The following is an 11457-nucleotide window of genomic DNA, read 5'->3' on the forward strand; positions in this document are numbered from 1 at the left end:
AGCCTCCGCCCCCCACCGAGATAAACACTGGCATTGTCGTCGCCAGCGACAGATGTGTATACGACACAGCCCCATCGCACCCCCGCCGCCGCGCGCCCCCCCCCCCGGGGGGGCCCGCCTCTTGTGTTTCCCGGGGTTGCTGTGGTTGTTGTTGCCGGCCCCGCGTGTTGCGGACGTGCCGTCATCCGGCCCGCTCGGGGGCGGCCGCGGAAACGGATTAGGGGAGCACCCCCGTGACCGTGTAAAGTAGTCGATGTCGCCGAGGGAAACCGGACGGAAACCCCGGTGACATCGCAGGTCAAGGGGCTATAGCTCAGTTGGTAGAGCGCTTGCATGGCATGCAAGAGGTCTGGGGTTCAATTCCCCATAGCTCCACAGAATTTGAGGGCCGCTTCCCGAATCGGGAAGCGGCCCTCGGCCGTTGCGGGCCCCGCGCGCCCTGCCGTCCGCCTCGGTGCGCCCCGCCGACATGGCTTCGCGCGCCCTGCTGTTCGGGCTTCGCGTGCCCTGCCGTTCAGGCTTCGTGCGCCCCGCCGTACGCCACTCGACTGTGCATGCCACCGGCACGGGACCCGGAAGGACCGCTACCGTCGTGCCATGGCCGATCTGGAGCGAAGGCGGAACGAGGAACTGGCCCGGATACTGCACCAGCTCGGCTGGAGTCCGGAGCGGCTCGCCCGCGAGGTGAGCCTCGCCCTGCCGCCCGGCCTGGCCATCAGCTCCACCGCCCCCTACAAGTGGCGCGACCGGGGCATGGTGCCGCGCAGCCCGCACGACCAGACCGTGTGCGAGGTGCTCAGCCGCACGCTCGGCATGGCCGTCACCTACGAGCAGCTCTGGGGCCGCATGGGCGGCCACCGCGGCGCCAAGATCCTCTCGCCGAGGCTGCTCACCGACCCGTGGACCGCCGACACCGCCCAGACCGCCCTGCGCGAGGCCGCCACCGACGCCGGGCCCGTCCGCCTCACCGACTTCTTCCGCAGCGCCGACCTCGACCAGGCCGCCGAACGGCTCTCCTCCCCGCCCCCGCCCGTCGGCGGCGGCGAGGGCGCGCTGCGCGTCGACTCCGGACTCGTCGGCGAACTCGGCCTCTCCTACCGCAGCAAGCAGCGGCTGGAACGCTCCTGCGGCGGCGGCCTCGTCCTCGGCCCCTGCCGCGCCGAACTCGCCATGGTGGCCAAGCTCCTGGAACTCGGCGCCTACGACGAACGGCTCGGCCGCGACCTCTACGGCCAGGCCAGCCGGCTCGCCCGGCTGGCCGGCTGGGCCGCCTACGACCTCGGCCACGACGCCGCCGCCCAGCGGGCGTTCGTCGCCGCGCTGCGCGCCGCCCACGTCAGCGGCGACGCCCGGCTCGGCGTCTTCGTGCTCGGCGGCCTCGTCGTGCTCGCCACCCAGGGCGCGGGCGGGCGCGGACTGGACGCCGTCGCCGCGCTCACCACCGCCCTCGACGCGCACGGCCACGCACTCGGTGCCCCCGGCCGGGCCCGCCAGTTCGCCCGGATCTCCCGCGCCTACGGGCGCCGCGGCCTGGCCGAGGAGGCCGCCGGGGCCGCCGACCGGGCCTTCGCCGAACTCGAAGGCCTGCCCGGCACCGAGGAGGCCCGCGCCGACCTCGCCGGCATGGTGGGCGAGGGCCGGCTGTTCCTCGGCGACCACCGCAAGGCCAAGACCCTGCTCGCCGAGGCCGTCGCCGGCCTCGGCCCCGGCCGGGCCCGGGCCAAGGCGCTGCTCATGGTCCGGCTGGCCGAGACCCACCGCCGCCTCGGCGACCAGCGGGAGGCCGCCCGCACCGCCGCCGCCGCCCGCACGCTCGCCTCCGGCATGCAGTCCGAGCGGGTCGCGCGGGCGTTGCGCGACTTCGACGCGGCCGGGCGCGCGGTATCCCCGGGAGCGCGCTGACCCGCTTGCGGTACCCTGAGCCCATGCGAACCGTGCGCCTGCTCCTTAGCCGGCCGCGCTGACCAGGACCGGCTGCGCCCTCGGGCGGTGCCGGAGTCGGCGTGGCGTCCCCTCCTGCGAGGGGCTTTTTTGTTTTCCGCCCCGTTTCCGGTCCGGTCCGGGGTCTTCCGGTACCCGGCCCGCCGCGTCCGGGGTGCACGTGCCCGGTCCCCGCGTCCGGTCCACGAACACGACCCCGTGCACGGTTCACGTGCGCGGTGGTTCACGTGCGCGGTTCGCCAACTGACATCGATGGAGCTTGAAGGACCATGAGCGAGACGACCCCTGCGTCCGGCGCGGCCGAGCCCGCGACCGAGCCGTTCCGGTACAGCGCCGCGCTGGCGGCGGAGATCGAGTCCCGCTGGCAGGACATCTGGGAGAAGGAAGGCACCTTCAACGCTCCCAACCCGGCCGGCGACCTGGCCGACCCGGCCGCGGGCGACGTCGCCGCGAAGCCGCACAGCTTCATCATGGACATGTTCCCGTACCCCTCGGGCGCGGGCCTGCACGTCGGCCACCCGCTGGGCTACATCGCCACCGACGTCTACGCCCGCTACCAGCGGATGACCGGCCACAACGTGCTGCACACGCTGGGCTACGACGCCTTCGGCCTGCCCGCCGAGCAGTACGCGGTGCAGACCGGCACCCACCCGCGGGTCTCCACCGAGGCCAACATCGCCAACATGCGCCAGCAGCTGCGCCGACTGGGCCTGGGCCACGACCCGCGCCGCTCGATCTCCACGATCGACCCGGAGTACTACCGCTGGACCCAGTGGATCTTCCTGCAGATCTTCAACTCCTGGTACGACGAGGACGCCGGCAAGGCCCGTCCGATCGCCGAGCTGGTCGCCGCCTTCGAGTCCGGCTCGCGCGAGGTGCCGGGCGGGCGCGCCTGGTCGCAGCTGTCGGCCGCCGAGCGCGACGAGGTCCTGGGCGAGTACCGCCTGGCCTACGCCAAGGAGGTGCCGGTCAACTGGTGCCCCGGCCTGGGCACCGTGCTGGCCAACGAGGAGGTCACCTCGGACGGCCGCTCCGAGCGCGGCAACTTCCCGGTGTTCAAGTCCAACCTGCGCCAGTGGATGATGCGGATCACCGCCTACTCCGACCGGCTGATCGCCGACCTGGACCTGCTGGACTGGCCCGAGGCCATCAAGCTGCAGCAGCGCAACTGGATCGGGCGCTCCGAGGGTGCCCGGGTCGACTTCGCGATCGGTGCGGGCGAGGGTGCGGGCGAGGACGCGGGCGAGGGCGAGAAGATCACCGTCTTCACCACCCGCCCCGACACCCTGTTCGGCGCCACCTACATGGTCCTGGCCCCCGAGCACGGCCTGGTCGACACCATCGTGCCCGCCGAGTGGCCCGCCGGCGTCCCCGCCGAGTGGACCGGCGGCGCCGCCACCCCCGCCGAGGCCGTCGCCGCCTACCGCGCGGCCGCCGCCGCCAAGTCGGACGTCGAGCGGCAGGTCGAGGCCAAGGTCAAGACCGGCGTCTTCACCGGCGCCCACGCCGTCAACCCGGTCAGCGGACAGCCCGTCCCGGTCTTCATCGCCGACTACGTGCTGATGGGCTACGGCACCGGCGCCATCATGGCCGTCCCCGCCCACGACCACCGCGACTTCGCCTTCGCCCGCGCCTTCGCGCTGCCGATGCGCTGCGTCGTCAAGCCCACCGACGGGCGCGACGAGGACCCGTCGACCTGGGACGACGCGTTCGACACGTACGACTCCGTCATCGTCAACTCCGCCCGGGAGCAGGGCGACCTGTCCCTGGACGGGCTGAGCGTCGTCGCCGCCAAGGCCGCCGCCACCGCCTGGCTGGCCGAGCGCGGCATCGGCGAGGGCACCGTCAACTACCGCCTGCGCGACTGGCTGTTCAGCCGCCAGCGGTACTGGGGCGAGCCCTTCCCGATCGTCTACGACGAGGACGGCGTGATGCACGCGCTGCCCGAGTCGATGCTGCCGGTCGAGGTGCCCGAGGTCGACGACTACTCGCCGCACACCTACGACCCGTACGACTCCACCTCCTCGCCCAAGACGCCGCTGTCCCGCAACGAGGACTGGGTCAACGTCGAGCTGGACCTGGGCGACGGGCCCAAGCGCTACCGCCGCGAGACCAACACCATGCCCAACTGGGCGGGTTCGTGCTGGTACGAGCTGCGCTACGTCGACCCGTCCAACGGCGCGGCCGTCGTCGACCCGGCCAACGAGCGCTACTGGCTGGGCCCGACCGCCACCAAGCCGGCCGGCGGCGCCGACCTGTACGTCGGCGGCGCCGAGCACGCGGTGCTGCACCTGCTGTACGCGCGCTTCTGGCACAAGGTGCTGCACGACCTGGGCCACGTGTCGTCCGTCGAGCCGTTCCACAAGCTGTTCAACCAGGGCATGATCACCGCCGACGTCTACCGCGACGAGCGCGGCTTCCCGGTGCCCGCCGCCGAGATCGAGGAGCGCGACGGCACGTACTTCTGGCAGGGCGAGCCGGTCAAGCGCGAGGCCGGCAAGATGGGCAAGTCCCTGAAGAACGCCGTCGCCCCCGACGACATCGCCGACGAGTACGGCGCCGACACGCTGCGCCTGTACGAGATGTCGATGGGCCCGCTGGACGTCTCCCGCCCGTGGGACACCCGCGCCGTCATCGGCTCGTACCGCTTCCTGCAGCGGCTGTGGCGCAACGTCGTCTCGGAGTCGACCGGCGAGCTGGTCGTCACCGACGAGCCGGCCGACGAGGCCACGCTGCGCGCGCTGCACAAGGCGATCGACGGCATCCGCGGCGACATGGCCGGGCTGCGCTTCAACACGGCCGTGGCCAAGGCCATCGAGCTGAACAACCACCTGGTCAAGCGCGGCTCCACGCCGCGGGCCGTCGCCGAGCAGCTGGTGCTGCTGGTCGCGCCGCTGGCCCCGCACGTCGCGGAGGAGCTGTGGCGCCGGCTGGGCCACGGCGACTCGCTGGCGCACACCGACTACCCGGTCGCCGACCCGGCGTACGTCGTCGACGAGGCAGTGACCTGCGTCGTGCAGATCAAGGGCAAGGTCAAGGCCCGGCTGGAGGTCGCGCCGACGATCTCGGACACCGAGCTGGAGGCGCTGGCCCTGGCCGACCCGGCGGTCGTCGCGGCGATCGGGGACGCTCCGGTGCGCAAGGTGATCGCGCGGGCGCCGAAGCTGGTCAACATCGTCACGGGGTGACGAGCGACGAGGTGATGTGGTGATGGGGTGACGGGCTGAGGGGCTCTCCTGAGTCCGTGCTCGTGCGGGCGGGCGTCCTTCGGGGCGCCCGCCCGTTCTCGTCGGGGCTCGCTTCTCGGCGGGGTTCGTTCTCGGCGGGGTTCGTTCTTGTCAGGGCTCGTTCTCGGCGGCGGCCGGGGTGGCGTGCGGGCTTTCCGGGGTGGGGACCCCCCTGGGGTGGGGGCGCGGGCCTTCCGGGTGGCGTGCGGGCCTTCCGGGGGATCCCCGATCTGTCCCTGATCTCGGGCGTCCGGGCCGGTTCGGCCTGCCCCCGGGGCCGGTTCGGCGGCTACCGTGGAACCCTCGGCGGGGCGGCCCGCGTTGGCCCGAGGGGTCGAATCGGTGGGGTCGGACCGGCGGCGGTCGGCCCGGTGGCGGAAGGTGGCTCGTGATGGACGTGCTCGGCGTGATGCTCGGACTGGCCCTGCTCATCGGGATCGCGGTGGTCGTGCTGGCCGTCGTCGGCACCGTCAAGGCGGCCAAGGCCGTCGCCGCCAAGGTCGAGCGCCACGAGGCCAACGCCCGGCGGGCGGTCGAGAACGCCACGCTCAAGGCCAAGACCTTCGCCAAGCCCGGCCCGCAGGGGCAGATCGCCGCCGTCCGGCTGGGCCTGCGCACCTCGCTCGACGGCACCCGGCAGGTCCTGGAGTCCGGCCTAGCCCAGGACGGCCAGCTCGGCGAGGCGCTCGCCCTGCTGACCCGGCTGGACGCCCACGCGGCCGAACTCGACGGCGAACTGCGCGTGTTGGAGCGTGAGCCGGACACCGGGCGGATCGCGGCCAAGCTGCCCGAGCTGCGGGAGCGCGCCAAGCGGATCACCCACTCCGCGGAGACCATGCGGTGGGCGGCGCAGGACCGGATGCACCGTTTCGCGGAGGACGAGCTGAGCCGGCTCGGCCAGGAGTGCGAGAGCGAGGCGGGGGCGCTGCGGCACTGGGACAGTGCGGGGGCGGGTTCTGCTGCTGGGTCCACGTCGGGTGCCGGCGCTGGTGCGGGTGCTGCTTCTGGTACCGGTGCTGGTTCTGGCTCGGCTTCTGCTTCGGCTTCCGCTCCGGCCGGTTCGGCGGGGGCGGCCGGGCGGGCGTCGGCTCCCCGGGCCGGGCTCACCGACGGGAAGGGGCGGCCGAGTGCCGAGGACCTGCTCGGGCTCGGCGACCCGCTGGCCAAGATCGCGCAGCGGCTGCGGAAGCCGTCCGCGGGGCCCTCGGCCGGTTCCTCGGCGGGCTGATCCGGTGGCGGCGCCGACCGCCGTCGGCGTTCGGGGGCGCCTGTCGGGGCTGCTGTTCGAGTCGCCGCGCGGGGCTGTTCGAGTGCCGCCGCGGTGCCGCACGGGTGCCGGACGGCGGGCGCTGTCATCCCGGCCGAACGGGGAGTAACCTCCGCCTCATGCCCTCCGACCTCGCCCTTGTCACGGATTCCACGGCCTATCTGCCGCAGGAGGCCCTCGACCGGCACGGGATCACGGTGGTCCCGCTGAGCGTCGCGGTCGGCGACGCCGTTCTCGCCGAGGGCGTCGAGATCTCGCCGAAGGACGTCGCCGAGGCGCTGCGCGGCAAGCAGCGCGTGACGACCTCCCGGCCGAACCCCGAGTCCTTCGCGGCGGCCTACCGCGCGGCGGCCGAGGCCGGGGCCCGGGGCATCGTCTCGGTGCACATCTCGGGCGAGCTCTCCGGCACGGTGGAGGCCGCCCGGCTGGCGGCGGCCGAGGCGCCGGTCCCGGTGGAGGTGGTCGACAGCCGGCTCGTGGGCATGGCCCTCGGGTACGGGGTGCTGGCGGCGGCCGAGGCCATCGCGGCGGGGGAGGACCTGGCCGGCGCGGCCGGTGCCGCGACCCGGCGGGCGGGCGGGACCAGCGGCTTCTTCTACGTCGACACCCTGGAACACCTGCGGCGCGGCGGCCGGATCGGCGCGGCGCGGGCGCTGCTCGGCTCGGCGCTGGCCGTCAAGCCGCTGCTGCACCTGCACGGCGGGCGGATCGAGCCGCTGGAGAAGGTGCGGACGGCCTCGCGGGCGATCGCGCGGCTGGAGGAGATCGCGGTGGAGCGCTCCGGGGAGGGGCCGGTCGACATCACCGTGCACCACCTGGCGGCGGAGGACCGGGCGGAGCCGCTCGCGGAGCGGCTGCGGGGGCGGGTGCCGGCGCTGCGGGAGCTGTACGTCGGCGAGGTGGGGGCCGTGATCGGGGCGCACGTCGGGCCGGGGCTGCTGGCGGTGGTGGTGTCGCCGGTGGTGGTCCCGCCGGTGGTGTAGGGGCGTGAGGCGCAGGGGAGTGCAGGGGGCGGTGTCAATGTGATGGGTGTGCCATCACTCTTCCGGGCTAGCTGATTTATCCACAACTCCCGTGTTATCCACAGGCTTTCGGTAATGTCCGCGCGTTCGATCGCGGACTCCTAGCGTGCTCCGCATGACGAGCATGGGCCTGGGCGCGGCGAAGCGCCACGAGATCAACGAGACCGTCCGGTTGCGGATGGCGGCCGTGTTGCCGGGGGCGGGCGCGTTGCCGCTGACGACTGTGGCAGGAGCCCCTGCGCGTGCGGCTGCTGGTGCGAGCGTCGGAGAGGCTGCGGCCGCGGGGGCGCCGCCCGCGGAGTCCGTTTCGCGTGTCGGTGCGGTGGGCTCGGTGGGCGCGCCCCCGGGTGAGCCTCGGGGTGGGCCCGATCAGGTGGAGCCGCCGGAGGGCGGCCACCAGGTGCCGTTCCGGTTCGGGCCGGCGATGGTCCTGGACCGGCGGGCGGTGGTGGGGCTGGCCGTCCTGCTCCTGTTCGCGGTCGGGTACGCCGTGCAGCACTTCTGGCTGGCCCGGCCGCAGGCGGTCGCGGTGCCGGCGCTGACGGCGGGCTCGGCGGCGCCGGTGACGTCGACGCAGCCGCTCCCGTCCGGGGCGGCCGAGACGGGTGCGGAGGGCGGTCCGCCCGGGCCGGCGCCGCCGCCTGCCGTCGAGCCCGTCGTCGTCGTGGACGTCGGAGGCCGGGTCCACACGCCAGGACTGCACACCCTGCCCGGCGGCTCGCGCGTGGCCGACGCCCTTCGGGCGGCGGGAGGTCCGCTGCCGGAGACGGACACCCGGAGCCTCAACCTGGCCCGGGTGCTGACGGACGGCGAACAGATCCGTGTCGGCGAACCGGCACCCCCGCCCGGCACGGACCCCGGCGTCGCCGCCGGACCCGGCCCGGGGCCGCCGTCGGTCGTCCCGTCCAGGCAGTCCGTCAGCCTCAACCGGGCCACCCTCGAACAGCTCGACACCCTCCCCGGTGTCGGCCCGACCCTCGCCCAGCGCATCCTCGCGTTCCGCACGTCGCACGGCTCGTTCCGCACGCTCGACCAGCTTCGGCAGGTCAGCGGAATCGGCGCGCGGACGTATGCGGAACTCCGCCCGCTGCTCACCCTCTAACGTCCCGTCCACCAGCCCGTCCCGCCGAAGGGAGGTACCGCCGTGTCCGCCACCGACCAGACCTCGTCCGTTCACACCGCCCGCGCCGACTTCCGGCTGCTGCTCCCGGCGGTCGCCGCTTGGGTGGTCGCAGCGGCGCTCCTTGGGCGGGCGCCGGGGCACGACGCCGTGTTCTACTGGCTCGCCGGCGCGGCCGCCGCCGCGGGTGCCGTGATGCTCGCCCGGCCGGGAGCGCTGCGCCGGGGAGGCGCGGCGACGACGCTGGCCGCGATCCTGCTCACCGGTGCGGCGTCGGCCTCCGCGACGCTCCTGCACACCGCCGACCTGCACCGCGGGCCGCTGCCGGGACTCGCCCGGGCGGCCGAGCACCGTCCGCCGCGTCAGCCGGGCGAGCCGGTCCGGGGCGTGGAGGTCGAACTGACCGTCGTGGGCGATCCCAAGTCCCATGCGTTCCGGGGCGGTACGACCGGCGGGCAGTCCGTGCTCACGCTGGACGCCGTGGTGGACCGCGTCACCGTCTCCGGGGAGCGGGCCGTCCAGACCCGGACACCGGTCACGGTGATGGTGCGGGGCCAGGACGCCGGCCCGTGGCAAGGGCTGCTCCCGTCCGCCCGGCTCGCGGTGGAGGCCGAGGTCAGGCCGGCGGGGGAGGGGTACGACACGGAGGCCGCGGCACTGCTGGTGGCCCGGGGCGAGCCCCGGCTGCTCGCGCCGCCGAGTCTGCCGCAGCGGATCGCCGGGCGACTGCGCGAGGGACTGCGGACGGCGAGCGACGGGCTCCCGCCGGACGCGCGGGGGCTCCTGCCCGGGCTCGTCGTCGGGGACACCTCGCGGCTCTCCGACGACCTCCTGGACGCCTTCCGCGCCACCGACCTGGTGCACCTGGTGGCCGTGAGCGGGGCCAACCTGGCGATCGTCCTCGGCGTCCTGCTGGGCGCCCCGGGCCAGGCGGGCACGCCCGAACGGCGCGGGCTCGCGGCGCTGCTGGGCCTCTCGCTGCGCACCAGCGCCCTGCTCGGGACGGCGCTCACACTGGCGTTCGTCACGATCTGCCGACCGGAGCCCAGCGTGCTGCGGGCGGCGGGGACAGGCCTGATCGGCATGCTCGCGCTTGCCACCGGCCGTCCCCGGCGGGCCGTGCCCGCGCTCGCCGGGGCGGTGCTGGTCCTGGTGCTGCTGGATCCCTATCTGGCGCGGCCGTACGGCTTCCTGCTCTCCGTGCTCGCCACCGCGGGGCTGCTCGTCCTCGGGCCGCACTGGGCCGAGGCGCTGAGGTCCCGGCGCTGGCCGCACCACCTGGCGGGCGCCCTCGCGGCGACGGCGGGGGCCCAGGCGCTGTGCACGCCGGTGACGGTGGTGCTGTCCGGACACGTCAGCCTGGTCGCGATCCCGTGCAACCTGCTGGCAGAGCTGGCGGTGGCCCCGGCGACGCTGCTCGGCTTCGGGGTGCTCGTGCTGCAGCCGCTCTCCCCGGCACTGGCCCGGCTGCTCGCGGAGCCGGCCGGGGTGCCGGCGAGCTGGCTGGCCCTGGTGGCGCGGCGGGGCGCCGAGCTGCCCGGTGGACAACTCGCCTGGCCCGGTGGGTGGTTCGGGGTCGTGACGGTCGGGCTGGCCACGCTGGCGGCCTGTTGGGCGGCGCCCTTGCTGCTGCCCCGGCGGGCGGAGCCCGGTGCGCGTCCTCCCCGGCGGCGATGGGTGCGGGCGCTGGTGGCCGGTGTGCTGCTGGTGGTCCTGATGACGGTGCTGCTGCGTCCACCGGTGCTGAGCCGGATCGCCACGGGCTGGCCGCCGCCCGGGTGGCGGATGGTGATGTGCGACATCGGGCAGGGAGACATGCTGGTGCTGCGGACGGATGCGCCGGGCAGTGCGGTGGTGGTCGATGCGGGGCCGGATCCGAACGCGGCCGATCGGTGCCTGCGGGACTTGGGCGTTACGGGCGTGCCGTTGCTTTTGGTGACGCATTTTCACGCTGACCACGTCGAGGGCGTGCCCGGAGTACTGCGGGGGCGCAGAGTCGGCGCGATCGAGAGCACCACGCTGGACGATCCCCCGGGCGAGGCGGCCCGGGTGGCGGGGTGGGCGGCCGGCGCGGGCGTGCCGCTGATTCGTGCCAGGCGGGGTGAACGTCGCTCGGCGGGAGCGGAGTTGGCGTGGGACGTGGTCTGGCCGGGTGCGGGTACGGACGTCGAGGCGTCGGGTGCCAACAACGCGAGCGTCGCGATGGTGGTGACGGTGGGCGGCGGGGTGCGGATGGCGTTGCTGGGTGATCTGGAGCCACCGGCGCAGGCCGCGTTGTCGGGGCGGTTGGGGCGCGTGGACGTCCTGAAGGTGGCGCACCACGGGTCCGCCCATCAGTACTGGGACCTGGTCGACGCCTTGCGACCGAGGCTGGCGTTGATCTCGTGCGGCGAGGGCAATTCGTACGGGCACCCGTCCCCGCGGACGGTGGACCGGTTGCGCGGGCTCGGCGCGACGGTGCTGCGCACCGATCGGTCGGGGGACATCGCCGTCACGGGCGACTCCCCGGCCACCCTCGGCGTGGCCGTGCACCCGCAGAGCGCGCACGGAGCGCACAAGGCGGGCGCGCACGCCACGGCCGAGCCGGCCGACCCGGCCGGGTCCCGGACCGGCCGGGGCCCGCGGACCCCGCGGGCCCCGCCGATCTGACGGCCCGCCTTCCTCGCTCTCCTTCCATCCCCCGGGGTGGTGGGTCAGGGGTCTGGGGGATGGGGTGGGGGGAGGAGGGAGGGCGGGGGGCGGGGCGGGGCCCGGGAAACGATTGCGGCGGGGGGGGGGGGGGGCGCGCCCCCCCCCCCCCGGGCCCGCGGCACCCCCCCCCCCCCCCAGCAAAAAACACCAAAACCAACCCCCCCACAAACAGGCCAGGTGGGTGAGAGA

At 74.6% G+C, this 11457-nt stretch carries 6 protein-coding genes and 1 tRNA gene; all 7 read left to right on the plus strand.

Annotated elements, in window-relative coordinates:
• The first annotated feature begins 302 nt into the window (after window positions 1-302).
• The 7 genes from ACFV4F_RS02690 (at window position 303) to ACFV4F_RS02720 (ending at window position 11226) form a co-directional block, all read left to right on the plus strand.
• Window positions 303-375: transfer RNA gene (locus ACFV4F_RS02690), tRNA-Ala, on the plus strand.
• 222 nt (window positions 376-597) lie between these two features.
• A complete protein-coding gene (locus tag ACFV4F_RS02695; protein WP_380500175.1) occupies window positions 598-1902 on the plus strand; it encodes a hypothetical protein in 1305 nt (434 codons plus the stop codon).
• A 308-nt stretch (window positions 1903-2210) separates the two neighbouring features.
• Window positions 2211-5129, plus strand: a complete 2919-nt coding sequence (gene leuS, locus ACFV4F_RS02700; RefSeq protein WP_380500176.1) for a leucine--tRNA ligase — start codon at window positions 2211-2213, stop codon at window positions 5127-5129.
• A gap of 430 nt (window positions 5130-5559) precedes the next feature.
• Entirely contained in the window at window positions 5560-6396 is an 837-nt protein-coding gene (locus ACFV4F_RS02705; RefSeq protein WP_380500177.1) for a hypothetical protein, read from the plus strand.
• A 158-nt stretch (window positions 6397-6554) separates the two neighbouring features.
• Window positions 6555-7418, plus strand: coding sequence for a DegV family protein (locus ACFV4F_RS02710; RefSeq protein WP_380500178.1), 864 nt, complete (start codon window positions 6555-6557; stop codon window positions 7416-7418).
• A gap of 412 nt (window positions 7419-7830) precedes the next feature.
• Window positions 7831-8559: a helix-hairpin-helix domain-containing protein gene (locus ACFV4F_RS02715; protein ID WP_380500179.1), complete on the plus strand. Its 729-nt coding sequence runs from the start codon at window positions 7831-7833 to the stop codon at window positions 8557-8559.
• Between the two features lie 42 nt (window positions 8560-8601).
• Complete coding sequence (locus ACFV4F_RS02720; protein WP_380500180.1) at window positions 8602-11226, plus strand: ComEC/Rec2 family competence protein; 2625 nt, start codon at window positions 8602-8604, stop codon at window positions 11224-11226.
• Window positions 11227-11457 lie beyond the last annotated feature (231 nt).

The organism is Kitasatospora sp. NPDC059722 (assembly GCF_042733235.1).
Taxonomy (GTDB): Bacteria; Actinomycetota; Actinomycetes; order Streptomycetales; family Streptomycetaceae; genus Kitasatospora.

Coding starts and splice junctions, on each gene's coding strand:
- leuS (WP_380500176.1), top strand. CDS start 2,211: ATGAGCGAGACGACCCCTGCGTCCGGCGCGGCCGAGCCCGCGACCGAG.
- ACFV4F_RS02705 (WP_380500177.1), top strand. CDS start 5,560: ATGGACGTGCTCGGCGTGATGCTCGGACTGGCCCTGCTCATCGGGATC.
- ACFV4F_RS02695 (WP_380500175.1), top strand. CDS start 598: ATGGCCGATCTGGAGCGAAGGCGGAACGAGGAACTGGCCCGGATACTG.
- ACFV4F_RS02710 (WP_380500178.1), top strand. CDS start 6,555: ATGCCCTCCGACCTCGCCCTTGTCACGGATTCCACGGCCTATCTGCCG.